Origin of the sequence: Enterococcus sp. SB12, assembly GCF_030910025.2 — a bacterium.
In the GTDB taxonomy this organism is placed as follows: domain Bacteria; phylum Bacillota; class Bacilli; order Lactobacillales; family Enterococcaceae; genus Enterococcus_B; species Enterococcus_B faecium.
Map to the genome: position 1 here is coordinate 1,600,195 of NZ_CP175675.1, position 25,431 is coordinate 1,625,625.

Here is a 25,431-nt window from a genome sequence, read left to right on the forward strand (position 1 = left end):
TAATGACGTATCTGCCCACTTTAAGTAGCCAACAAAGCTGAGCAGATACAGTCTAGTGTTTTTTAAATCAATTTTTCTTTCGATAAAAAATCCAAAACCTGTTTTTTATCATTTTTTATTCTTTGTTCTACGACGGCTTTTTCAGCTAATTGCAAAGCTTCACTAACCCACTTACCAGGTTTTTTTCCAGTTTCTTCTAGCAAGATTTTACCATCTACTGCTAATTCGCTTAATGACTTGATAGGTAAACGATCATAGGATTCTCCTACGGCATCCATCTGAGGTGTTTCGTCAAAATAGATCATCAATTCTTCTACTTGCAGTGCATGTTTTTTGCCTAAGAAGTACAATTCGAATGGTTCCAAAGCTCCAGTTTCTCGTTGTCGTAGTCCTTGGACAAGTGCTTGAACGTCTTTAATCATTTGGTTAGAACACTTCCACGATTTCAAAAAGGAACGAATCTCATTTTCTTTTAAATCCAGTTGGCTGATCAATAATGTCCATGCTTGGCTCTCTTCTTTCAATGTGACGGATGGTAATTCAGCAAAACGTAAAAGTGCTTCGCCTTCTTCTTTCAAACCGGGACAGCAAATGTAGCACTCTGTTTCAATAAATGCATGGATTCCCGCGGCTCGTTCATTTCCCAAGAGCATCTTGATGAATTCCACATTTATACGTTCTACAGATATTTTACCTAATAGCTCGTGGTTTTCTTTGATGGCGTAGAAGGTTTCTTCCTCTAATTTGAACCCTAGTTGACTGACAAAACGCAACCCGCGCATCATTCGTAAGGCATCTTCATGGAACCGCTCATGAGGATTGCCTACAGCTCGCAAGATCTGTTCTTCTAGATCTTGCAGACCATCGAACAAATCGATGATTTCTCCATCTTCTTTCAAAGCAAACGCATTGATCGTAAAATCTCTTCTTTTCAAATCTTCTGCCAACGAACGAACGAATTCGACATGATCTGGTCTGCGGTAGTCCTGATAAGTTGATTCCGTCCGAAATGTGGTGATCTCATATTGTTCATCATTTTCTAATACCAACACAGTTCCATGTTCGATCCCAATATCTATCGTTTTTGGAAAAAGCTGTTTGATTTCTTCTGGAAATGCGCTTGTTGCGATATCCACATCATGGATTGGCTGGTTCAGCAAGATATCACGAACACTTCCACCTACAAAATAAGCTTCATATCCTGCATTCTCTAATTTTTTCAGAACTGGAATTGCCTTTTGGTATTCCAGAGGTAATTGTTTTAATTTCATTTTTCCAACCTTTCCTGCGTGTTTCTTGTACTGAGATAAAGACTCAGTTGCATGGTGACTGTTTGACAAGTCCGTTTCAGAGTCTTCAAGGCCAGGACTTACTCGTCCTTACGCTCAAAGCGATTATGGTCTCTTTGATTGAATTTTTCCATGTTTTTTTCAAAAACTTCAGTTAAGTCGATATTCAATGAATTAGCCATGATCATCGTAACGAATAAAACATCACCAAGTTCTTCTGCTACCGAGTTAACTGGTTCAGAAGCCTTTTTGCTTTTTTCTCCATAAGTGTGGTTGACTTCTCTTGCCAATTCACCTACTTCTTCAGTTAATCGAGCCATCTGAGCTAATGGAGAGAAATACCCCACCTTGAATTGCTGGATATATTCATCCACTTCCTGCTGCATACTGTATAAAGAACGCTTTTTATCCATCTTTTCCCCTCCAAAACTATCTTACCAAAACTTTAACGCAAATCCTAGATAAGAGCAATTGAGAAAATCGAATTTCCATGCTACATTTAGGAAGGAATTTCTAAATGGAAATTCTGTGAAAATACATAATTGAAAGCTGGAATTCATATGGTCAAACGAAAAACAGTAAAAGAAGTTCTTTTTATCATTATAGGAACAAGTATTTATGCATTTGGTCTTGTTTACTTGAACATCGCTAATCATTTAGCAGAAGGGGGAGTCTCAGGGATCACCTTGATCTTAAGAGTTTTATTTGGTATTGATCCAGCTTATACGACTTTATTAATCAACATCCCATTGATTTTACTAGGAGGAAAGATCCTGGGTAAACGTTCCTTGGCCTATACTGTTCTAGGTACACTTTCTTTGTCATTCTTTTTATGGATCTGGCAAAGGGTTCCACTAGAAATCAATTTACAGCATGATCTACTGATCGTTTCTCTACTTGCGGGTTTAGTTGCAGGTGTAGGAAGCGGGATCGTCTACCGCATGGGTGGAACAACAGGCGGCAGTGATATTATCGCTCGGATTTTAGAACAAAATTACGGCATCACTATGGGGCGTTCCCTATTGGCATTTGATATCATCGTCTTACTTGCTTCATTAACCTATATCGACTTGAAACTTATGATGTATACGTTGATTGTTTCGTATGTTTTCAGTCGTGTGATTGATTCGATCTTAGATGGCGGATATTCTGCAAAAGGTCTACTTGTCGTCTCCAACAAAAGCGAAGAGATTGCACCACTACTGATGACCGGTCTGCAAAGAGGTGTGACTTTCCTTTCTGGAGAAGGCGCATTCTCTGGTAATTCAAAAAAAATCATCTATATGGTCGTTAGCTCTAGTGAATTAACTGAAGCTAAGAGGATCGTCCATGAGATTGACGAAAAAGCTTTCCTTTCAATCATCAATGTGCATGAAGTGGAAGGGCAAGGCTTTACTTATTTGAAGCCACAGACAAGATTACTGAAAAAACTATAAGAAAAAAGACAAAGATTGGCTATGAGGAAAGATTCCACATCCAGCTGACCTTTGTCTTTTTTAGTACTATACTATTTTTAACTAATTGTTATGTTCACTTACCCGGTTACTTTTCTTTTGTGTCTGCAAAAGGATCTTTCGGTTAACTTCATCAGATAATTTCAAAAAAGCATCCCTATCTCCATCTTCTAGTGCTTGATCGATTTGAGCATAAAGCATTTTTAGTTTTGCCTCTTCTTCTTTTTCTTGAAAATATCGTTCGATTAATTCAGTATCTTCTTCACTGACTGAAGAATCCCAAGAAGAAAATGGATTGTCTTCTAAGATAGATAGATATTCTCTTGTCTGCCAAGCATTTTCGAATATACATTCCACATATAAAGGCTTTTTCCAATTCAAACGGATTTCATGAAAAATCTGGTCTGTGTCCGTAAATTCTTTTCCCTGCAAAAACAATTTCATGGGTTCCCCTTCAACAGATAGATCACTGATCTGCAGTCCTCGATCCGCAAAATTCGCCCCTTCAACAAAGTGGACATTGCTTAAAATCGCTTCATGATTGGCAAGATAATTCAAGATCCAAAAAACTTCTCTTCGGCTAAAAGATACATGATTGACCATCCACGTTAAAAAATTCTTCTTTTCCCGTACATCAATTAGCATTTTTCTCACCTCTCTGTTAGGTCATCTAATAATGACAGTGCCTCCATATCTCCTGGTTCAAGTGTTAAATAATAAGTCAATAATTCTTGCGCTCTTTTCAGCTGCCCTTCTTCTCTTAAGAAAAAGGCATACTCTTTCAAGAAATCTGGTTCATGTGATAGTTCATGATAAGCCTGTTCATAGTGTACAGCTGCAACGGTAAAGTCTTCTAATTCATTATAAGCATGGGCTAGGTTCCATTCTGCATAAGGATTAGCAGTTTCTTCCATCTGATTGATCACTTGTATCACATCTTCATATCTTTCATCATCCAAGTAAAGATTGCTTAAAGTAAGTAATGTTTCATCTTGTTTGTCTCCTACTTCTAAAGCTTTCAGTAAAAGTTCTTCTGCTCGCTGTCTATCATGCAGACGGAAAGCATTTTCCGAGGCCAGGTGATAAAGTTCGACTTGGTAAGGATTTTCTTTGATTCCTTCTTCTAACACTGTTTGTGCTTCTTCAATCATTTCTTCTTCTTGAAGAGCTTGTCCTAGATATAGATATAACGATTGATAATGCGGATTAACTTCTCGAAGTTCTTCCAGATAGTTGATTGCCTGCTGATTTTCTTTCAATTGAAGATTCGTAAAAGCTAGCTGGAACAGTCGATCATCTGTCCTTTCTTCTTTCAGTGCTTCTTCTAAAGGTGCGATAGCTGCTTCGAATTCTCCTTGCATACTTAAGGATTGTCCTAAACGTTCCTGCATCGAGATTCCTGAAATTTCATTTATCCCGCTTGCCAACAATGTTTCATAAACCACTGCTGCCTCTTTGAAACGATCAACTGAAAAATACAATTCAGCTAGCGCAAACTGGATCAATGGTTCATCAGGAAGCAACCCAGCTGCTTCTTTCAATTTTGCTTCACTCACTTCAGGGATTCCGATAACTTGGTACAAATCAGCTATCGCCAATAAGCTTTGCGGATAGTAATCACTTTGCTTATCCACTTTTTCCAGGTATTCAAAAGCTAAGTCGATCTCATTATCTTCGATTGCAATTTCTGCTAACGGGATGTTCAGTCCGTCATTTTCTGGGTATTGGTTGATCAGTTGTTCAAAAATCTGTTTTGCTTCGATCAAAAAGCCAATAGCCAGCAATTCTTCGCCTAGTTCAGCTAATATATCTGCTGGGTCTTCTTTTAATGCTTTTTCTAAAAAGATTTGTGCTTGTGACAAGTCTTCATCTGATAAAGCTTGCAACATTTTTTCGCTATTTGTATTCATTTCAATTCCCTCTTATCTCACTGACGATTTGTTGAAATACCGTCATTGTTCTCAATAATTCTTTTTCGTTTGGACGTTGGTATCCGTCTATTATACCTATTTTTTCTAAAACAAGTATTTTTTTGCTTTTTTCTGCCAAAAAAAGAACTTTTTCCAAATACTCCATCTTTGAAATCTGTTCCAGCCAGTGGATTGGATAGCCAAGCAAGTCCAGCCACACAAAAAAGTTTTTTAGTTGGAAATCAAAAGGATATGCTTGGAGATTCCACACGAAATGAAACATCATTCCTAAAAATTTTTTCATACTAGCAGAAAGTAGATGGCCATTTTCGGTCAGATAAAAAGCTTGTTCAAACAGTTTACCATAATTTGACAGGTTTTCTGCCTCTAATTGATAAAAATAGATCATTTCTTCGATCATCCCGGCAAACGGCCGAGTCGTTAATTGCTTTTTATTTGGATAGTTTTTATACAGATTTTGCAAAAAACGATGATCACAAATCATTCCGCAACAGATAAAAGTCAAAAAGTCAATCTGCTTTCCGTCCACTTGCCGCTCGCTGATTGTTTGATCATAAACGATGCGTTCTGGCAGATTGATGGTTTGCAGCACTACACGATTTGGTAGCTGCAAAATCGTCCGCTGCGGTGTTAATGTTCGGCTTAGAGAACGGATCGATACAGGGATCATCCATAGTGATGAATCAAGGGTTGTATGTTTTTGAAAAAAACCTGCCAGATCCATGATCCCTTCATTTCCAAATCCGATGATAAACATGGATTGATTTTCGGGATAGCGTTTGACGAAATCAAGCAGGTTCTTTAATTCTGTTAAATGATTGCATTGAGTGTTGGCACAAATATACCAGTCATTGTTTGCTTGATTTGCAAATAACGGGTTGATCTTATCTGCAAACAAATCATAATAGCGCTGATTCGTTAAAAATAAGATTGGCTGATCAATGGAAAGTTCTCTTAGCTGGCTGACTAGCGTTTCCCCGTAAAACACTTTCGTCAACGCATCTTCTACTTGATAATCAAGTTCCATACGCATCCCTCCTCTTCTTATTTTATTTTACCATTAGTAAGCAAATTCTAGAAAAGATAAGAGCAAAGCTCACCTCATAACTTGGAAATAAATAAAAATTAAATAAAATACATGTGTTTTCTATGTATGACATACGGATTCGAAATCTCTGTCTCTTATTTATTCCTTTTCTGCTAGGAAATAAAAAGAAAAGCACTTGTAGCCCTAGAGCCACAAGCGCTTTTTCAACTGTCTTATTTAACAGCGTCTTTTAATGCTTTACCTGGTTTGAATGCAGGTACTTTGCTAGCTGGAATTTCGATTTCTTCACCAGTTTGTGGGTTGCGACCTTTGCGAGCTGCGCGTTCGCGAACTTCAAAGTTACCAAAACCGATTAATTGAACTTTTTCGCCGTTAGCTAAAGCATCTTGAATAGTTGAAAATACAGCATCTACTGCTGCAGTTGCATCTTTTTTAGTTAAATCAGTAGCTGAAGCAACTTTTTCGATTAATTCTGCTTTGTTTGCCATGGATAGATTCACCTCCTCCACAAGAGATATGATAGAAATATCATTTAGTTAAAACTTTCTGAGTGGTCCAGAAGTTTAAAAAGAAATATTGATTAACTTCAATATTCTGTTATCACGATATCATATGAACCGCTTAATAGCAAGGTTTTTACCAATTTTCACATGCTTTTTTTAGTCATAGAAACGTAACAAACGAAACTGTCTTTTTCTTTTGAAAAAAAAACGTCGATATGGTAAAATGCCTATTTTCTCCTACGAGGGATAATTCGGATGGATGTCCCTTCAAAAGTAAATGCTTTTCTGATTTGATTTTCTAAGAAACGTTCATAAGAAAAATGCATCAATTCCTCTTCATTGACAAAAACGACAAATGTAGGTGGTTTGACAGCGACTTGTGTAGCATAAAAAATCTTCAGGCGTTTTCCTTTATCTGTTGGTGTTGGATTGATTGCTACAGCATCCATAATGATATCATTCAACACAGCCGAAGAGATACGAAGATTTTGGTTCATACTTACTTGTTCGATCATTTCAGGCAGACGTTCCAACCGTTGTTTAGTCACTGCAGAAACAAAAACGATTGGAGCGTAATCAAGATACCGGAATTCATCACGAATCTCTTGTTCGAAATCACGCATTGTATTGGTTTCTTTCTTTACAAGATCCCATTTATTCACGACGATAATAATTCCACGACCAGCTTCATGGGCGTAACCCGCTACTCGCTTGTCTTGTTCCCGAATCCCTTCTTCAGCATTCAGTACCATCAAAACGATATCAGAACGGTCAATGGCACGCATTGCACGCATCACGCTGTATTTTTCAGTATTTTCGTATACTTTTCCGCGTTTACGCATACCAGCTGTATCGATCATTAAGAATTTCTGACCACTTTCAGAAACGAAGTGGGTGTCGATTGCGTCTCGGGTCGTTCCTTCAATATCCGAAACAATTACACGTTCTTCTCCTAAAATCGCATTGATCAAAGAGGATTTACCAACATTTGGGCGACCAATCAAACTAAACTTAATCGTGTCGTCGTCCTCTTCTTCAGTCTCTTCAGAGAAATACTTCACTGCTTCATCTAAAATATCACCAATCCCTAGTCCATGGCTTCCTGAAACAGGATAAGGATCGCCTAGCCCTAAGGAATAAAATTCATAGATATCGTTTCTCATTTCTGGATTATCTACTTTATTGACTGCTAAAATCACTGGTTTATTACTTCTGTATAAAATTTTCGCAACCATCTCATCTGCGTCTGTCACGCCTTCGCGTCCGCTGACTACACAAATGATTACATCTGCTTCTTCAATCGCGATTTCTGCTTGATGCTTGATCTGATCCATAAAAGGTTCATCGCCAAGATCAATTCCGCCTGTGTCGATCACGCTGAATTCTCGACCTAACCATTCACCTTTTGCATAAATACGATCACGAGTTACTCCAGGAGTATCTTCGACAATCGAGATACGCTCACCAGCGATGCGGTTAAAAATCGTAGACTTACCGACGTTCGGGCGGCCAACGATTGCAATTGTTGGATTTGCCATATTATTTCCTCCTCACAAGTTTCCAATCTCACTTAGTTTAACGAATGCATTGCCAACTTTCAAGCATAGATTGTCAATTAAACGAAGTATTTTTATTCCTTATTGAAATACTAATCGCTTTTCAAAAGAAAAACTGAGACAAAAGCAGCTGCTTTCATCTCAGTCACAGATACAAAATCAATTATTTTTCAGAATCATCGGTTGCTTTTTCTTCTACTTCTTCTTTCAACGCATCACCTAAAATGTCTCCCATAGTAAATCCAGTATTTTCTTCTGGTAATTCATAAGACTCAACATTTTTTGGTTCTTCTTCTGAAGCTGGTTTTTCTTCTAAAGCTTTGATACTCAATGCAATACGATGTTCTTCTGGATGGATCTCTAATACTTTCACTTTCACTTCGTCACCTTCATGAAGCACTTCATGTGGTGTCGCAATATGTTTATGTGAAATTTGAGAGATATGGACTAGCCCTTCTACTCCAGGGAACACTTCAACAAAGGCACCGAAGCTTGTCAAACGTTTAACTGTTCCGTCTAATACTGTGCCAACTGGAGCTTTTGTATCGATTTCTGACCAAGGTCCAGGCTGTGTGTCTTTGATTGACAAGGAAACACGTTCTTGTTCAGGATTGATAGACAACACTTTGACATTTACATCATCATTGACAGCCAATACATCACTTGGTTTTGCTACATGACTATGTGAAATCTCTGAGACATGGACTAGACCGTCAATTCCGCCTAGGTCGACAAATGCGCCAAAATCAGTAAGACGTGCGACACGTCCGCTGAGAACATCTCCCTCATGAATCGTTGAAAGAATTTCTTTTTTCTTTTCTTCTCTTTCGTTTTCCACTACCGTTTTATGCGATAAGATCAAACGATTTTCTGATGGTTCGATTTCGATGATTTTAAAGCTCAATGTTTTGCCTTTATAGTCTGAAAAGTCTGCAACAAAATGATCTTCCACCATTGATGCAGGGACAAAACCACGTACACCGACGTCAACGACTAAACCGCCTTTGACAACATTTGTAACAGGTGCTTCGATCACCTTGCCCTCTTGGAAATCTCTTTCGATATCTTCCCAAACTTTTTTAGCATCTAAACGGCGTTTTGAAAGTAGGTAGCTGCCGTTTTCTTTATCTTTGCCGATCGTACTGATAACGACTAAGTCTAATACATCACCGACTTTTACTACTTCGCTGATATCTTCTACCGGCAAAGTTGATAATTCTTTTGCCGGAACGACTCCTTCAACTCCAGCCCCTTCGATTCCGACAATCACTTGTTTGTCTTCAATGACTAAAACTTCGCCCTTAACAACATCGCCAACTTTTACTTCTTGTACGCTTTTCATTGCGTCTTCCATTGACTGGTTGTTCTCTTGATTTTGATCAAATTCTGTCATAACACTTGTCCTCCTAACCAACATTCTGCCGTAAGTACGGTACTGTTTTTAGTTTAATTGATTATTCAAAAAAAATAAAGCGATTTCGTTCGTTTTCCTTGAAAAAACAATTGTTTTTCATTTTTTTTCTTAATTTATGATTTGTCAAATTAAGCTAGAATAAAATGCTTCTTGTACATAGCTCAAAAATATTTCGATTGGTGTTCTGTAATTCAATGATTTTCTTGGAATATGATTACGTTGATTGCTGACACTGGAAATAAATGTCTGATTCACTTCTCTAAAATCCATTGATTTCGGCAGTCCATTACGACGCAGAATCCCGTTAGAATTCTCGTTTAATGGGCGTTGAGAAGGTGTTCCAGGGTCCGCAAAATATATATCAATATCATGTTGGTTACTAATGGCTTTCCAGTTAGAAAATTCTTTTCCACAGTCAAACGTAATAGATTTAAAGAAGTTTTTAGGGAAGCGAGAAAACCATTGATTAAGGGCAGTTTCAATATCTAATGCCTTACGGCCGTTGGGTTTAATCGTGATAATGACTTTAGATAACCTTTCAACTAAAGTAATGACGGCACTTTTATGATGAATGCCAACGATCGTATCACCTTCAAGGTGACCAAACTCAGAATTGAAATCAGGATAATTATCAGGTCGATCATGGATTGAGCGCTGATACTGTTGTTTTCCCCGTTTTTCCTGATGGCCATTGGGTTTTCTTTTACCTTTCATCGGTAGTGTGTCAATATCAAATATTCCTTTAGAAAATAAACGATAAAGTGTTCTCATACCGCATGAAACAGGCCTTTCTTTTCGCCCGATAATGACGTCAGGCGTCCAACCAAGAGTGACTTTCTCTTTAATGTAATCTACTTCATGAGCAGGTAATTGAATGACTTTTCTCCCACATTTTTTCTTATTTTCTTTATACTGGTGCCAATAATCAAGAGCAGTCTTGCCTTGCTTGAACTTATTGACTACATTATAAATAGTTTGTATAGCACGTCCCATTCGGTTAGCGATTTCAACCGGCTTATTATGTTGAAGATAATATGATTCTATCATTGTCAGTTCCTCTATGGTAAGATGTTTGTAGGTCATTTATGGTTACACTCCTTTGTTTTCTTTCGTCGGAAATACAATTTGAGTGTACCATAAATGCCTTTTTATTTTTCTAACTTAATTTTACAATTCGCGATTTAAAAAAGAAGATAACCTTTTTTCAAAACAACAGCTTTTATTGCTGCAACGACTTCTGGAATCGATTTGCCAGTCGTATCGATACGAACAGCATCCTCTGCTTGCTTCAGCGGAGAGACGTCCCTTGTTGAATCATAATGGTCTCTTTCCTGTATCTCTTTCGTCAGTGTTTCAAGATCAGTCGGAATTCCTTTTTCTTGGTTCTCTTTGAAACGTCTTTCTGCACGCTCACTTACGCTTGCTACTAAAAAGATTTTCACTTCTGCATTCGGTAATACAGCTGTCCCGATGTCTCTTCCGTCCATGACAACGCCACCGCGTTCCCCTATTTTTCGTTGGATAGCAACTAATTCTTCTCTGACTTTTCCATGTGCAGAGACTTCAGAAACAGCTTTTGTGACATCTGGTTGACGGATTTCTAATGTCACATCTTTTGATGCTATGAATACATGCTGTCCATCTTCTTGTTGCGAAAAAGAGATAGGATACTTTTTGATCAGCGAAACTAGCCCTTCTTCATCTGAAAAAGATACATTGTTCGTAATAGCTAAATAAGTTACTGCGCGATACATGGCACCGGTATCTGTATAAATATAATTCAATTCTTTTGCTAATATCTTGGCAACGGTACTTTTCCCAGATGAAGCAGGCCCGTCGATTGCAATACTGATTTGTGTCATGATATAACTCCTTTTTCTCAAAAAAAAAGCCGCAAAGCGCGGCTATTATTATTTAATTCTTAATTCTTGACCAGGGTAAAGCATAAAGTTGTTTGGATCTAAGCCATTCAATTCAAACAATTGATCAGTGGTGATCCCTGCACGCTCAGCCACTTGTTTTGGACCTTCGCCTGCTTGAACAGTCGTTGTTGAACCGGCTGCAGCTGATGAAGAAGGTGTTGTTTCTGCTGCATTGCTGCTTGAATCCCCTGCTTGATAAGTTGCCTCACTTGAGGAAGTCGGTGTTGTCTCTGCTGCAATACTGCTTTCTGACGTTACACCTGTATCTTGAGACACAGTAGATTCTTCCGCGATTGTACTAGATTCTACTGTTGAAGTCTCAGTTGACTCCTCTTTTGTTGTACTTGTAGAACTTTCTACTACTGATGTCGAAGTTTCAGAAGAAGTTGCTGCTGTTGCATTGTTGCTTGATCCATTTCTGATCCAGAAATAAGCACCTGCTGGAATAGCGATACATAAGACCAGTAAAATCAAAAATAGCGAAAGAAATAATGTATTTCCTTTCTTTTGTTGTCTCTGAGAACTTCTTGATGAAACTTCATCATCTGTATCGTAGATTGGTTGTTCCCATGGTTCTTGTGTTTCGTTATTTTCTGTAGATTGATGTCTATCTTTTCTGCTCACTGTTTTACCTCCTAAACTCTATCGTGTGTATTATACCATAGGAAAAAGTGTCTTGTCCTAAAAAATCAATGTTCCATGTTTTTTTTAAATAAATTTAGTAAAATCGTTTCCCAATGAAGTTGTTCAGTCTTAGAAAAAAGCTTCCTCTTTGGCAGAAGTTCTGCTTTTGCTCCATCAATATCACAACAATTCTGCGGCTTTTCGGAGAGTTTTTCGCCAAAATAAGCTAAGATGAATTTTCTGCGGCAGTTTTCTTCATTAATATAGCGAAGCATCTGCTGCAGGCGGAATTCTTTTTCTTTTTCCTGACGTTTGAGCCGTTCCACCCAATTTTCTGGTTTTTCAGACTGCTGGATCAGCTCCATCCATTTTTTTTGCAGCTCATCAAAGGGAGCTTGCTCTGTGGCATATTCCAAATAAAGCTCAAAACTTTGTCGCTGTTCTCTAGAAAGTTGATTAAAGAAATAATGGATACGTTCATCCCCACTTTGATAAAAAAGAATTGCTGCACTTTCTTCCTGATCTCTGCCTGCTCGACCGATTTCTTGTACATAGTTTTCTAGACTGTCTGGCAAATCATAATGGACCACATAACGGATATCAGATTTATCGATCCCCATACCAAATGCATTCGTAGCAATGAGAAACTGCAGCTGATTTTTTACAAACTGCTGTTGAAGTTGTCTTCTTTGAGCTGCATCAAGACCACCGTGATAGTATCCAACTGTAAAACGTTCCCTGAATAAATGATACAAGCGTTCGACTTCTTTTTTTGTTGCACAATAAATGATTGCCGCTCCTTGTGCTCTTTCCATGAAGTGTTCAAGTTCTTGTTCTTTTTGCTGCGTTTTCCGAACAAAAAGCGAGATATTTTGCCGATTGACTGATTGTCTGATCTCTTTTGGTGGTCGATCAAATAGTACATGACGTATATCTCTTGCTACTAAATCTGTTGCTGTCGCCGTTAGTGCCAGTGTGACCGGGTTTCCTAAAAGCTTTCGGATTTTTCCTAACTGTTGATATTCTGGACGGAAATCAACTCCCCATTGAGACACGCAATGAGCCTCATCTACTACATATAACGCAATATTTTGTTTTTTCAGATGCTCTAAAAGAGAAGGATTAGTCAACATTTCGGGACTCAAAAACAAAAATTTATATTGCGATAGATGACGGAGGACGTATCTTCTTTCAGATTGCGAAAGTAAACTATTGAAAGCAGCTACTCGTTTCTCCCCTCGTTTTTGTAATTGCGTCACTTGATCTTCCATTAGGGAAAGCAGCGGTGACACGATGATGACCAGACCTTCCATTAAATAACCCGTCAATTGATAGCAAAGGCTTTTTCCCGTTCCTGTAGGCAAAATAGCGAGAGTATCTTCTCCATCAAGCAACGCCTGAATAATTTCTTCTTGGCCGGGTCGAAATGAATCAAATCCAAAATATTTTTTTAATTCATTTATTAACATTCTGTATCGCTTCCTTTCTCAATAGATAGATTTGATACAAACGAAATTCTCCATAATCTAATTGTCCATCTACATTCCATTCGCTAAAGCGCCACTCTCGCACGGAATCCTTATTTGGTTCCAAATGTCCGATTGTTTCTGCAGAGAGAATCCGCTCGTATGGAAAATCATCAAAAAACAAGGCCCACTCAATAAGATGATCTGTTACTGTTCCTCTTTTTAAATGACGGATTGCCATGATCTGGTCAATTGTCTGACCATTCATAAACATCTGCTTGGTGATCATCATGCTTTGATTGAAATTTTGCTGTAATAATGAATCGATCAAAGCGTGCCAAAGCGAATCTGGCCGTTTTTCGATTTGTGCTAACAAAAGGTGGATACATCTGCTTTGTTGCAGATAAACCGCTGACTCATCATTGTTTTTTGCCAGCTGATAAGGAAGCAGCCCTGTTCGCTCATTTCCAGATAATTGGTTAGCTAAAAAATCTGCTGCTTCTTCTGGTATCTCCGAAAACAGCTGCACCAAACTCTCATACGCAGTATCAATCAAAATTTCACGTGGCAATTGGCTTTCACTAAGCCATTTTTTTAGTTGAAAAGTATAAAAAGGACTTGTCTCTGCTGGAAGATAGTCTTGAATACCCGTTGCCAGATTAGAAATTACTTGAACAGCAAATTTAATGAGCCGCCAACTAGTTTCCCCAGTTCTGCCATAGCGGTCAAAACGCAAACCAGTATGTTCTATTTGATGTTCGGACAACATATCAGCCCCTGCAGGCGTTAGCTTTGCTTCATTTTCATTTATTTCGATCCAACCTTGCTGCGCAATTTTTTGCAAAATTTGATAAAACTTATCCTGCTTCAATTCTGGAAAACTGTTATGGATAAACAAAAGTTCGTGAGTAAATCCATAAATAAGTACTGAAGTCGTTCGTTTTCCCACAAGGAGTTGGTAAAGAGAACTAATCCGCAGCTTGTGTCCTGATGAAAATAGCGATAAAATAAAAACAATCATATTATTCTCCTTAAGTTAGGATGGTTAGAAATGTCACTACTATGTAAACTTGTACCTGAACGCTGTATTGCATGCGGTCTTTGTCAAATCGAAGCGCCAGATATTTTCGATTATGATGAAGAAGGAATCGTTTTATTTGCCCAAGAACCAGAGGCTCATCAACAGTTCGTGATTCCGGAAGAAGAAACATATGTAAAAAAAGCGTATCAAAAATGTCCAGTTCGAGCGATTTTATTAGAAAATAAAATATAAATATAAACGAAACTTTAAAAACGTACACTAAGTTCTCTAAACTTGAAAATAAGCCGGGATCTGTTTCTCTTGTTCCGTGAAATCCCGACTTATTTTGAAAGATTCATTTGCTATCTATAGTTAATTGACTAGTTTTTTCACGGACCCTATAGGACCCATTTATATTATTTCAACTTTTTCAGCCAGTTTTCCAATGTATTGACGATCACAGTTTGCTGGTCTGCGTTAGAAATTTCTGCCTCTCCATCTCCTTTTTGCTCACCATAGCTGCCAAAACCTCCATGATTTCCGCCATTGATTGATACATACTCTGTTCTTTCCGGTAAATACTGCTTAGCTTCTTGATAAGCTTCCTGATTCAATACTTTATCTTTTGTCGCCGTGATCGATAAAACAGGAACAGCTGATTCTGTCAATGTTCCTTTTTTGTCGGGATAACTTGCCATGAAGAATACCCCTTTTAAATGTTTGTCTGAATGATTCTTATTGACATAACGACTTGCCATTACGCCACCGAATGAATGGCCACCGATTACATAATCGGAATTTGGAAAATCTTCTTTGACCTTATCCGCTTTGTTTCCGCCCATCACTGCTAGATCAAGTGGCATTTTGACAATAGCGACTGAAAAGCCGTTTTTTGCTAAATCTTGCGCCCAAATACTATAACTTTCTGGCTCTACGAGAGCACCAGGATAAAAAATAAGTAATGGAGACTTTCCATGATTCTTTTTCTCTCCTTCAAAAAATAAGTAATCTTCTTTGTTTTTTCCTTCTTTTACCAACACTTGCGCTTCTGACGATGGTTCGTACGTATTTTGCTGTATATAGTAATAACCGGCTCCACCAAGTAATCCTAAAATGATGACTAAGCCAATTAGTATTCGTCTAAATATTTTCACTTTCTCCCACCTTTTCTATCTGAGTGACCCCTTTTTCTTAATCAAGTATGATTATACCTTAAAAAAAATAAGAGAGAAATGCAAACTTTCCAGCATCAAATAAAAAAAGACGGAATATCCATTTGAATATCCGCCCTTTTTGTATGTTTATTTTTATTTAGCACATAAACGATACACAGCTTCTGCATAAATTTCCATTGCTTTATACATACTACTTAATTCCCATCGTTCATTCGCCTGGTGCATAAAGTCAGGAGTATCAGGGAACATCGCACCGAATGCCACACACTGGTTCATCGTACGAGCAAAAGTAGCGCCGCCTGATACAAACGGTTCAGTCATGTCTTCAGTAATATCGCGATATGTCCCCAATAGATTTTTCACTAACTCACTGTCTAGTGGCACGTATAATGAATCAAGGAAGTCAAATTCTTCATAAGTCAACCCATATTTTTCTGCTGTTTTAGTTAATTTAGCTACTAAATCATCTTTCTTGAATGTAACAGGGATTCTCATATCTACACCGATTTTTGTTTGTTCTGGTGTGATTTCCAAACTTGCAAAGTTCATCGTTAGCTCGCCGGATTGTTCATCTTCTGTTTTGCCCACGACAGCTTCACCAGTTGCATTTTCTTGAACTAATTTTCCTAAGAAATTGATTGGGCCAAAATCGAATACTTCTGAAAGAGCAATTGCCAGACGAGAAATAGCATTCACTCCTTGTGCTGCATCTTTCGCGTGGATACTTTTACCAAGAACGACGATGCCTTCACCTTGTTCTTCGAAATCGAATTCGTGTTTTTTCAATGCTTCTTTTACTTCAGAAAGCTTTTCTCCAGAGTAAGGAGCTGCATCAGGAACAACATTCAACGCTCCTCCAGCTTTTACAGAAAACTCGTTCGTTCCTGGTCCTGTCAAGTAAGCTTGCAATAAGCCTTTTTCTGCATAAATTAAAGGAAATTCAGCATCTGGCGCAAATCCTTGCGTAATTCCTTCTTCTTTTTCGTTATATTTTTCTAAACAACGCCATAAATTTTCTTCATCTGTACCAAAGATAAAACGAATACGTGTCTTGAATTCCACGCCAGCATCAATCAAAGCTTTGACGGCATACATTGCCGCAATAGAAGGACCTTTGTCATCTTGGGATCCGCGACCAACTAACCAGCCGTCTTTTATAGTTGGATCGAATGGTTTTGTTTCCCAATTATTTTCGTCCCCTGCTGGAACAACGTCCATATGACACAAGATACCGAATAATTCATCTCCAGAGCCAATCTCTGAATAACCGTAATAGCCTTCTGGATCTTTAAATGTTCTAAATCCTAGCTTTTCACTGATTTCCAATACTTTATCCAAAGCTTCAATCACTTTTTTACCGAAGGGATGTCCTTGTCCTGAATCTGCTTCATCTAGTACGGAAGGAATTCGGATCAATTCGCTCAATGATTCTAATGCTTGTTCATGATGTTGTTCTGTCACAAATTTTTTCATGATATTATCCTCCTAATATGTTAAAAAGGGTCATGTCAAATTCCTCCGACACAACCTCTTCTTCTCAAATAATGACGTTTTAAGCCTGCTCCATCAGCAAGCAGAATGTTCTTAACAAATGATGAAAGAAAAAACACTCACTGAATGGAGCTATTGACTTGTCCACGTGCTTATCGATAGCCGTTTATCGGTTTCTTCATTCTTATGATAGACCTTGTACCTGTATTTGTCTAGGTTTAGAACATTGCTGCTACACCTAGGATCACACAGATGGCTACAAATAATATCGCAATTAATTTACCGGTAAATTTCCACCACACTGAAACATCGAAACGAGCAATTGCTACAGCACCCATTACGATAGCAGATGTTGGTGTAATTAAGTTTACTAAACCAGATGCAGATTGATAAGCAGTGATTACTAAATCCTTACCGACGCCGGCAAATTCACCCATAGGTCCCATGATTCCCATTGTTGCAGCAGCTAAGCCGGAAGTTGAAGGAATCAAGAATGACATAGGGATATAGAAAATAAATGTAATAATGATGAATACACTTGAAGATAATGAACTTAATCCTTGTTCGCCCCAATGTAAGATGGTGTCTGTGATTAATCCATTGTTCATAACCACTTGGATACCACGAGCAACAGCTACTACGATTGCTACACCGATCAAATCAGAAGCACCAGCTAAAAATTCAGAGACAAATTCAGACTCTTTCATGCCATAAGTGATTGCTACTACGATGGACATTACTAAGAATAACATAGTAATTTCTGGGAAGTACCAGTCACCTAATGGAAGCATGCTTTTACCTAGAACCGTACCTAGTACCGGAAGGTTTGTTAACCAGTTTGTCAATGATTCAAAAATCGTGAAATTCGCATTCAAGGTTGTCCAAGGAATCAAACTGATGATCATGATACCAAAAGTAATAAAGAACAATATATTAACATGTTTTTGTTTTTTCGTGATTACTTCTTGACGACCGATTGCTTCAATATCGAAATGCTTCATATCTTCTTTACGTTGGTTGTATACTAATGATTTTGTTGGATCTTTTTCGATCTTTGATGCATAACGATACACATATACAATAGAAATAGCTAACAAAATAACGAACATCAAGAATCGAAGACCAATACCTTCACCCATCGAAATCCCAACAGCTTGTGAAGCTACGCCTGTTGCAAAAGGATTTACCGTTGAAGCTAGACAGCCTACTTGAGACCCTACTAATACGATTGCTACAGCTACTACTGTATCAAAGCCTACAGCCATCATGACTGGGATCAGTAAAGCATAGAATGGAATCGTTTCTTCTGCCATTCCGTAAGTAGAGCCGCCTAATGCAAATAACAGCATCAATACTGGAATAAGCATTTTTTCTTTTCCTTTGAATTTCTTCACAACTGAAGCAATCCCGGCATCTAGTGCCCCTGTTTTGTTGATAATACCTAAAAATCCACCAACAACCAAAATGAAGAAAGAGATTGGGATTGCAGCAGGTGTTTCTTTAGTTAGCTCCCCCGCTGGTACACCTAGCATCCCATTGATTGGCGCCATGAAAATATCCCACAGCCCTTGAGGATTTTGTTGTACTCGTTCATATGATCCAGCGACGATGTTGCCTGCATCGTCTACACTATAGTGCCCAGCTGGTATAAACCAAGTAAGTACAGCGATTACTGCAATAATAATAAATAAGACCGTATACGCTGAAGGCATTTGAAATTTTTTCTTTTTTGTTTGTTCCATCTTCTTCTTCCTTTCTTTTCCGTTAGAGACAACAATTTTGGCTCTAATGTTATTTTATCAAAAAGAGTATCAGAACAAAAATAATAACACGCATTTTGTAAAACTTTTGTTCAAAAAGTTCGTTTTTCCCTATTCCCTCCTCTTTTTACAGGTTTTTAAAGCTTTCTTCTTTTTCATTGTAGCGTTTCCTTTTTTTTATAAACAAACATTTTCGTCTTTTAAAAGGAGAAGAATTTCACATTTGTAAAGAATTGATTGATTTTTATGCATAAATCAAAAAAATACTCAAAACAAACAAATAAAACGTTTACATTATTGCATATCTTGTATTTTTTTCCAAAAAAAAAGACCAAGAAATTTCTTGATCTTTTTGATATTTATTTGACTGCTGTATGACGTTGTTCGAACTGATGTTGTTTTCGACTTAACCATGGAAGAAGTTGCGCATGCAGCACTAAAAAGACAGCACTCACGATGAATCCTTTGATCAAGTTGAAAGGAACGATCCCAATCAGTACATAGTTTGCTAAAGACATGCCCAGCATCTGTGTTGCGTTCAGTCCTAAAAACATTAAGTAAAGAGGCGTAATAACGAAATAATTTGCGATACTCATAAAAATAGTTAGAGCGATGGTTCCTGTAATGACACCTAAAAATTTGTTTCTTCCTTTATGCTGTTTCTTTACACTAAAGAAATAATAAATCGGGAATGTAAAGATCGTTGTTGATAAGAAACTAGCAGTGTCTCCTACCAAATTATCCGGAGAAAAACCTGTAGTCAGCAGATGTAATACTGAACGCAAGAACGCTGTTGCAACTCCGGCCGCTGGACCGAATAAGAACATGCTGATCAATACCGGGATATCACTAAAATCGATCTTCAAAAAACTAAAAGCCGGCATGATCGGAAAAGCAAAATACTGTAAAACTAATGCGATCGCAGCAAACATCGCTACTGCAACCATTTTCTGTACACGGGTGTTCTTCATTTGAAATCCTCCTGTTAGGACTCCTCTTCAGCGAACTTTTTGACGTTTCTCTCCAAATGAAAAAACTCTATTTTCCAGGGAAAATAGAGTTAGAGTTATTTGATCAAGCGTCGTCAAATAAGCTCTATCTTCTTTATCCAGACTATACTGTCGGTATCGGAATTTCACCGATTCAGCTATTTTTTGCAAAATAGGTCGTGGACTATAACCACCGGTCGGGAATTTCACCCTGCCCCTGAAGACGAACCTTATATAATTTTTGTTTACATATTCATTATACATATCTATTCAAAAAACGCAACATCTAACACTTATAAAAAGTAAGTGTTCATTTTGAGTGGTTCAGCAAACTGCTGACTTCTTTTTTGTTCAGTTCACGGTAATCCCCAGGACGTAGGCCTTGTAAAGTCAGATCTCCGTATTTTTCACGTTTTAGTTTTTGCACAGGAAGACCAACTGCTTGAAGCATATTTTTCACTTGATGATTACGTCCTTCGTGGATCGTCAATTCCACGATACTGTGGTTTGTCTTAGGATCCACTGATAAAATTTGGAATTTAGCTGGAGATGTTTTTCGTCCTTCGATCTTTATTCCTTTTGTCAAAGGTGCAAGCATCGATTTTGTAGCGATCCCTTTTACCTTTGCAACGTAAACTTTATCCACTTCATGTTTTGGATGTGTCAGGCGCTGAGCAAAATCTCCATCATTTGTCAGTAGCAAGATCCCCGAAGTATCGTAATCCAGTCGACCTACAGGATAGATACGTTCTTTTACCATCGGCAAAAGATCCGTAACAACTTTTCTTCCTTTGTCATCTGCAACAGCAGAAATAACTCCTTTAGGTTTGTACAATAAATAATAACCGTATTCTTCTTGATAAATTGGGACTTCATCCACTTCCACAGTGTCATGTTTCCCAACTTTTATCCCTAATTCCCTTACAACTTGTCCGTTTACTTTTACACGTCCTGCAAGGATGAATTCTTCTGCTTTTCGACGAGAAGTGATGCCAGCGTGGGCAATTACTTTCTGTAATCTCTCCATTACAATTATTCTCCTTTATTCATTCCATCAAAGAATAGATCTGGTGACACGTCTTCTTCAAGTGAAATTTCCATTTCTTGTGTATCAGGCAGTTCTTCTAATGATTTTAAACCAAAATAATCTAAGAAGTAGCCAGTTGTTCCATATAATATCGGCCGACCTGGTCCTTCTACTCTACCTTTTTCTTCAATCAGTTTATGGGCAGCCAGACGCTGTACCGCTCCTGAAACCTGAACTCCTCGAATCTGCTCGATTTCAGCTCTTGTGATTGGCTGTTTATAAGCGATGATTGCTAAGGTTTCGACAGCGGCTTGAGATAATGTGTTTGATGTCCCTTGCGCATATCGCTTAAGTAAGGGAGCCAGCTCTTTTTTAGTCGTTAATACATAATGGCTTTCTGTTTCAAAAATATGCAAAGCTGAGTGCGAGTTTTGAGTGTAAGATTCTTTTAATTCTTTCACTAAACTTGTGACTTCTACTTCACTGAGATTTAACAGTCCGCTTAATTCTTCATTACTGATCCCTTCCTCGCCAACAATAAAAAGAAGGGCTTCAAGTTCACTTAATTTCGTCATGTTCGGTATCTCCTACTGCTGGATAAAGCATAATTGATTCATAGTTTTCTTTTTGTTGCGCAATGATCTGCCCTTTTTTCATCAATTCTAGCAAAGCCATAAAAGTAGTGACAACTTCACTTTTAGAAGGTGACTCAAAAAAAGAATCGAAAGTACAGCCATGCGCATTTCTTTTTATATGCTCTTCGATAAATACCATTCGTTCTTCGATCGTTGTGTCATCGGGCGTGATCGTTTTTTCCACTTTTTGAGAAAATTTCTTACGTTCTAAGATTTTCTGCATGGCACGGATCAAATCGATTTTTTTGACTTGTCCTCGCTTCAATGGCTTTTCAACATCCGCTAACCCATCGATGTTCATAGGTTCTTTTGTGTAATAAAGACTTCGTTCCTCTGCTTTTTCTGTCAGTCTTTCAGCTGCATATTTATATTTACGGTATTCTAAAAGCTGAGTGACCAATTCTTCTCGAGGATCTTCTTCCCATAATTCTTCATCATCTATGATGAATTCTTGGACAGGAAGCAATGTCTTGCTTTTGATTGCCATCAATGTAGCAGCCATCACTAAGTATTCTCCTGCAACAGCTAGTTCTAGTGTTTTCATTGTATGGATATAATTCATATATTGCTCCGTGATCGTAGCGATCGGTATATCATATATATCGATTTCCATTTGCTGAATCAGATGAAGCAGCAGATCGAGAGGACCCTCGAATACATCTAATTTAATATTGATCTCCGTCAACTCATTCACTCTTTCTTCTTTTTCTTTGCTAGCCATTTTCCAATGTAAGGCTCTGTGATTTCAGTTGCACGGATGGAGACATCCGGGTACTTTTCCTGTAATTCATCTAACATTTGAAAGCCCATATTCTCACCGCGATAAGACGGATTCAAAGAAATGTCATGGATGATCAGCTGATCGTTCGTTGCCCAGTAAACACCAATAATCCCTTGAATGTTGGTTGAACCTTCTGGCGTAAAGAAAAAAAGTTCATAATCGTCTTCAGATTCGTACGTATCAATCTCCTTCAACAAAGAAGTTTTACCTGTCAGTTTCTTATGGAAACTCAATAGTCCCATAGCAATTTTACGGTTTTCTTTCCGGTAATGTGTTAACATCTTCTCACCTTCCTATGACTAAGCCCTTGGAAAATGCTGCTTATAAACATCCGTCATTCTTTTCTTCGTGATATGTGTATAAATCTGAGTCGTAGAGATATCCGCGTGACCTAACAATTCCTGTACTGTCCGCAAATCAGCTCCATTTTCTAGCAGATGTGTGGCAAAGCTATGTCGCAGCGTATGTGGTGTTACTTCTTTGTAAATCCCAGCCTCTCGTACTAGCTGCTTCAGATTTTTCCAGATTCCTTGCCGAGAAAGACCTTTCCCATGATTATTGACAAATACATGCATTTCAGATGCGTCCTTTACAAGTAATGGACGTGCTTCGTCTAAGTAGCGTTCCAGCCATTGGATCGCATAATCACCTAAAGGAATGATCCGCTCTTTATCTCCTTTTCCAACTGTCTGTACCAGTCCAAGAGAAAGATGAAGATCTCCCAATTTCAATCCAATCAATTCACTGACGCGCATCCCAGTAGCATACATGACTTCCAAGATTGCACGATCTCTTATCCCTAACGTTTTTGTCGTATCAGGTGCTTCAATCAGCTTTTCTACTTCTGTCAGAGTCAATGTACTTGGTAATTTCTGTGCTTTCTTCGGCGTATCGATATGTTGCATCGGATCATGATCAGTGATACGCTCTTGCCGTAAAAACTGATGGAATCTTCTGAGACTTGAGATCATCCGAGTAACAGTTGCTGTCGCTTTTTTTTCTTCATGCAACTTCTCCAGAAAACGGATGACTAAAAAGCGATCGACATCCTGCCATGAAGCAATTTTCTGCTCCTGTAGAAAATGCAAGTACTGTTCCAAATCACGTTCATAGCTTTGTCGTGTATTGGCGGACAATCCCCGTTCAATATTCAAGTAGTGGAGATAATCGTTGATTTGCTCTTTCATAATAATCCCCCTCATGCCTCTCTATCATATCAGATACCGCTTCATTCTGATAGTCTTTTTCCATAATCTGAGCAAAGAAAAAGGGCTCTATACTTTTTGATGTTGGTGGATGACACCAGCATCTTTTTTATTTTCCAAAACATATAGAAAAGACACCTTGAAATCCTTTAGAATTAATTTGGCGAACCAACCCAAAAGGAGGAATCAAGATGTCTTACACTCACCTTATCAAAGAAACATTAGATATTCTAGACTTATCAGTTACTTTTAACGAAAATTGTCTCACAAAAGAAAAATACAAAGGGCAAATCTGTCATATTTATCGTGGAAACTTGATTTATACAGCCCAAGAATGCATCCACTGTAAACACCAGATTGCTTCAGATATTGTGCGTTGGGGTACAACAACCGTCCGGTTGTTAATGAACGATGTTTCTGAATACCGTACCTACCTCGAATTGAAAAAGCAACGCTTCAAATGCAAAGCTTGTCAGCGGACCTTTGTCGCAGATACTTCTGTTGCGAAAAAACATTGTTTCATCAGTGAGAAAGTCCGCTGGTCTGTCGTGACTCGTCTGAAAAAATACCTCAATGACAGAGATCGCCGCTCAGAAAAATCTATCGGTCTCTTCTGTTTACCGTATTATGAAGCGATTTTATCGTCCGTTGAATCCTTTTCGGACACCGTTACCTAAGGTACTTTGTTTTGATGAATTCAAATCAGTTCGGGGTGTTTCAGGTGCTATGAGTTTCATCATGATGGATGGACAAACACAGCGCTTATTGGACATTGTCGAGAACCGACAACTGCCTTTTTTAAAACGTTATTTTAGTCATTTTTCACGAGAAATTCGTGAAGCGGTCGAATGGATCGTGATTGATATGTACGCTCCTTATGTATCGCTCGTTAAAAAGCTGTTTCCAAAAGCACAGCTGATTATTGACCGGTTTCACATCGTCCAACATATTGGTCGTACCTTTCGCAATCATCGAATCAAAGAAACGAACCAACTATTAAAAAGCAAAGAACAAAAACACTATCAATTAGGTAAGCAATTAAAAAGATACTGGAAACTTCTTCAAAAAGATGAACGCAAGCTTGATTATACTCGACGCCTTTGGCGACCTGGCTTCAAAGCTCATTTAACAGAGACCGATATTGTGGATCGCTTACTGAAAGGGAGCCCTGCTTTGCGTGTAGGCTATCAGTTATATCAAGACTTTCTTTACGCTGTAAAGGAACGAGACTACGTATCGTTTGAAGAACTACTTACCAATAATATCATGCTTCCCGAAGGCTATCAGACGACCTTGAGAACGTTCCAGAAATTTCTGCCACAAATCAAAAATGCTTTACAACAAAGTTATTCAAATGGCCCACTTGAATGTCTGAACAACCATATCAAAGTGTTAAAACGAAATGCATATGGCTTTCGTAGCTTTTATAATTTCAAATTGCGCATCATGATTCGTCATGGCAACGCATTGATTTTCAACTAAAAAAGATCAAGAGGAACTGATCCACTTGATCTCCAATTATTCTAAGATTTCTCTTTACCAACATCATTTGACAAAGAGCCAGAAAAAGCCGTCTAGACACTCAGACGGACTGGTTTCTTTTTTCTTTTTCATAGCATTCCTGACAGATTCCATGGAACGTCAGCCGATGATCTTTTACTAAAAAATGATAACGTTCTTCTACTACTTGCTCCACTTCAAGTAAAAGATCCTCTTCTACTTCCTCGATCGTGCCGCAGTTCAAGCATAGTAAATGATGATGGAAATGTTTGGCGCCTTCTTTTCTCAAATCATAACGGGCTAATCCATCATTAAAACTTACTTTATCGACAATTTTCAATTCTGTCAAGATTTCAAGGGTTCGATAAACAGTAGCAAGTCCAATTTCCGGACTCTTTTTTTTCACTAAAAAGAAGATTTCTTCTGCAGATAAATGCTCTTTCTCATTTTCCAAAAGCACAAGCAGAGTAGCTTCTCTTTGCGGTGTCAGCTTAAACCCCGCTTCATGTAGCTGCTGTTTTGTTTTTTTCATCGCCGAAATAGCATTCATGACCATTTACTCAACCCCAACAATTTATAATAATTACAAATAAAAAAAGATATAACACTATGTTAATTAAAATTATTATAAGCTAGTTAA

Annotated in this window: 25 protein-coding genes, 1 pseudogene and 1 riboswitch; of the genes and pseudogenes, 3 read left to right on the forward strand and 23 right to left on the reverse strand. The window is 38.1% G+C overall.

Annotated features, from left to right (window positions below):
• Nucleotides 1-62 precede the first annotated feature (62 nt).
• Nucleotides 63-1,271, reverse strand: coding sequence for a CCA tRNA nucleotidyltransferase (locus tag RBL01_RS07885; RefSeq protein WP_002319402.1), 1,209 nt, complete (start codon nucleotides 1,269-1,271; stop codon nucleotides 63-65).
• A 98-nt stretch (nucleotides 1,272-1,369) separates the two neighbouring features.
• A complete protein-coding gene (locus RBL01_RS07890) occupies nucleotides 1,370-1,702 on the reverse strand; it encodes a nucleotide pyrophosphohydrolase (protein ID WP_002290045.1) in 333 nt (110 codons plus the stop codon).
• A gap of 147 nt (nucleotides 1,703-1,849) precedes the next feature.
• Between RBL01_RS07890 and RBL01_RS07895 the strand changes: the two genes are divergently transcribed.
• Nucleotides 1,850-2,725: a YitT family protein gene (locus RBL01_RS07895; protein ID WP_002319401.1), complete on the forward strand. Its 876-nt coding sequence runs from the start codon at nucleotides 1,850-1,852 to the stop codon at nucleotides 2,723-2,725.
• A gap of 81 nt (nucleotides 2,726-2,806) precedes the next feature.
• On the opposite strand, the gene RBL01_RS07900 is transcribed toward RBL01_RS07895, so the two are convergent.
• The 11 genes from RBL01_RS07900 to RBL01_RS07950 form a co-directional block, all read right to left on the reverse strand.
• On the reverse strand, nucleotides 2,807-3,388 hold the full coding sequence (locus RBL01_RS07900; RefSeq protein WP_002289878.1) for a ReoY family proteolytic degradation factor: 582 nt from the start codon (nucleotides 3,386-3,388) through the stop codon (nucleotides 2,807-2,809).
• A gap of 5 nt (nucleotides 3,389-3,393) precedes the next feature.
• Entirely contained in the window at nucleotides 3,394-4,653 is a 1,260-nt protein-coding gene (locus tag RBL01_RS07905) for a tetratricopeptide repeat protein (RefSeq protein ID WP_002298134.1), read from the reverse strand.
• Between the two features lies 1 nt (nucleotide 4,654).
• On the reverse strand, nucleotides 4,655-5,701 hold the full coding sequence (locus tag RBL01_RS07910) for a hypothetical protein (RefSeq protein WP_002328593.1): 1,047 nt from the start codon (nucleotides 5,699-5,701) through the stop codon (nucleotides 4,655-4,657).
• A gap of 233 nt (nucleotides 5,702-5,934) precedes the next feature.
• On the reverse strand, nucleotides 5,935-6,210 hold the full coding sequence (locus RBL01_RS07915; RefSeq protein WP_002290178.1) for an HU family DNA-binding protein: 276 nt from the start codon (nucleotides 6,208-6,210) through the stop codon (nucleotides 5,935-5,937).
• Nucleotides 6,211-6,452: 242 nt separating this feature from the next.
• Nucleotides 6,453-7,763: a ribosome biogenesis GTPase Der gene (gene der, locus RBL01_RS07920; RefSeq protein WP_002296982.1), complete on the reverse strand. Its 1,311-nt coding sequence runs from the start codon at nucleotides 7,761-7,763 to the stop codon at nucleotides 6,453-6,455.
• Nucleotides 7,764-7,944: 181 nt separating this feature from the next.
• Entirely contained in the window at nucleotides 7,945-9,174 is a 1,230-nt protein-coding gene (gene rpsA, locus RBL01_RS07925) for a 30S ribosomal protein S1 (RefSeq protein ID WP_002327116.1), read from the reverse strand.
• A 144-nt stretch (nucleotides 9,175-9,318) separates the two neighbouring features.
• On the reverse strand, nucleotides 9,319-10,278 hold the full coding sequence (locus RBL01_RS07930; protein ID WP_410779629.1) for an IS30-like element IS6770 family transposase: 960 nt from the start codon (nucleotides 10,276-10,278) through the stop codon (nucleotides 9,319-9,321).
• Nucleotides 10,279-10,376: 98 nt separating this feature from the next.
• Complete coding sequence (gene cmk / locus RBL01_RS07935; protein WP_002294405.1) at nucleotides 10,377-11,057, reverse strand: (d)CMP kinase; 681 nt, start codon at nucleotides 11,055-11,057, stop codon at nucleotides 10,377-10,379.
• Nucleotides 11,058-11,105: 48 nt separating this feature from the next.
• On the reverse strand, nucleotides 11,106-11,741 hold the full coding sequence (locus tag RBL01_RS07940) for an SAG1386/EF1546 family surface-associated protein (RefSeq protein WP_002294404.1): 636 nt from the start codon (nucleotides 11,739-11,741) through the stop codon (nucleotides 11,106-11,108).
• A gap of 65 nt (nucleotides 11,742-11,806) precedes the next feature.
• Nucleotides 11,807-13,210 (reverse strand): RecQ family ATP-dependent DNA helicase, encoded by a 1,404-nt coding sequence (locus RBL01_RS07945; protein ID WP_002311164.1) that lies wholly within the window; start codon nucleotides 13,208-13,210, stop codon nucleotides 11,807-11,809.
• A complete protein-coding gene (locus tag RBL01_RS07950; protein ID WP_002327117.1) occupies nucleotides 13,197-14,228 on the reverse strand; it encodes a helix-turn-helix domain-containing protein in 1,032 nt (343 codons plus the stop codon). The genes RBL01_RS07945 and RBL01_RS07950 overlap by 14 nt, the downstream gene beginning before the upstream one ends.
• Before the next feature lie 30 nt (nucleotides 14,229-14,258).
• On the opposite strand from RBL01_RS07950, the gene RBL01_RS07955 reads away from it, so the two are divergent.
• Entirely contained in the window at nucleotides 14,259-14,480 is a 222-nt protein-coding gene (locus tag RBL01_RS07955) for a ferredoxin (protein ID WP_002319399.1), read from the forward strand.
• Between the two features lie 164 nt (nucleotides 14,481-14,644).
• On the opposite strand, the gene RBL01_RS07960 is transcribed toward RBL01_RS07955, so the two are convergent.
• The 9 genes from RBL01_RS07960 to xerD form a co-directional block, all read right to left on the reverse strand.
• Nucleotides 14,645-15,382, reverse strand: a complete 738-nt coding sequence (locus tag RBL01_RS07960; RefSeq protein WP_002319398.1) for an alpha/beta hydrolase — start codon at nucleotides 15,380-15,382, stop codon at nucleotides 14,645-14,647.
• A gap of 153 nt (nucleotides 15,383-15,535) precedes the next feature.
• Complete coding sequence (locus tag RBL01_RS07965) at nucleotides 15,536-16,876, reverse strand: M20 family metallopeptidase (protein ID WP_307781036.1); 1,341 nt, start codon at nucleotides 16,874-16,876, stop codon at nucleotides 15,536-15,538.
• A 236-nt stretch (nucleotides 16,877-17,112) separates the two neighbouring features.
• Entirely contained in the window at nucleotides 17,113-18,636 is a 1,524-nt protein-coding gene (locus RBL01_RS07970; protein WP_002327119.1) for a YfcC family protein, read from the reverse strand.
• Between the two features lie 377 nt (nucleotides 18,637-19,013).
• Entirely contained in the window at nucleotides 19,014-19,625 is a 612-nt protein-coding gene (locus RBL01_RS07975) for an ECF transporter S component (RefSeq protein ID WP_002294393.1), read from the reverse strand.
• Between the two features lie 122 nt (nucleotides 19,626-19,747).
• Nucleotides 19,748-19,872: riboswitch (FMN riboswitch) on the reverse strand.
• Nucleotides 19,873-19,953: 81 nt separating this feature from the next.
• Nucleotides 19,954-20,670: a pseudouridine synthase gene (locus tag RBL01_RS07980; protein WP_002294391.1), complete on the reverse strand. Its 717-nt coding sequence runs from the start codon at nucleotides 20,668-20,670 to the stop codon at nucleotides 19,954-19,956.
• A 5-nt stretch (nucleotides 20,671-20,675) separates the two neighbouring features.
• Nucleotides 20,676-21,245, reverse strand: a complete 570-nt coding sequence (gene scpB / locus RBL01_RS07985) for an SMC-Scp complex subunit ScpB (RefSeq protein ID WP_002327120.1) — start codon at nucleotides 21,243-21,245, stop codon at nucleotides 20,676-20,678.
• Nucleotides 21,229-21,999, reverse strand: coding sequence for a segregation/condensation protein A (locus tag RBL01_RS07990; protein ID WP_307781037.1), 771 nt, complete (start codon nucleotides 21,997-21,999; stop codon nucleotides 21,229-21,231). Before RBL01_RS07990 ends, scpB begins: the two co-directional genes overlap by 17 nt.
• The gene (locus RBL01_RS07995) at nucleotides 21,996-22,367 is read right to left on the reverse strand and encodes a GNAT family N-acetyltransferase (protein ID WP_002298147.1); all 372 of its coding nucleotides are present in this window, start codon (nucleotides 22,365-22,367) and stop codon (nucleotides 21,996-21,998) included. The genes RBL01_RS07990 and RBL01_RS07995 overlap by 4 nt, the downstream gene beginning before the upstream one ends.
• Nucleotides 22,368-22,385: 18 nt before the next feature.
• Nucleotides 22,386-23,273 carry a site-specific tyrosine recombinase XerD gene (gene xerD, locus RBL01_RS08000; protein WP_002294386.1) on the reverse strand — a complete coding sequence of 296 codons (888 nt, stop codon included), beginning with the start codon at nucleotides 23,271-23,273 and terminating at the stop codon, nucleotides 22,386-22,388.
• A gap of 209 nt (nucleotides 23,274-23,482) precedes the next feature.
• Here xerD and RBL01_RS08005 point away from each other — a divergent pair.
• A pseudogene (locus RBL01_RS08005) lies at nucleotides 23,483-24,773 on the forward strand (ISL3-like element IS1251 family transposase).
• Nucleotides 24,774-24,873: 100 nt separating this feature from the next.
• On the opposite strand, the gene RBL01_RS08010 reads toward RBL01_RS08005, so the two are convergent.
• Entirely contained in the window at nucleotides 24,874-25,347 is a 474-nt protein-coding gene (locus RBL01_RS08010; protein WP_002294385.1) for a Fur family transcriptional regulator, read from the reverse strand.
• Nucleotides 25,348-25,431: the final 84 nt, after the last annotated feature.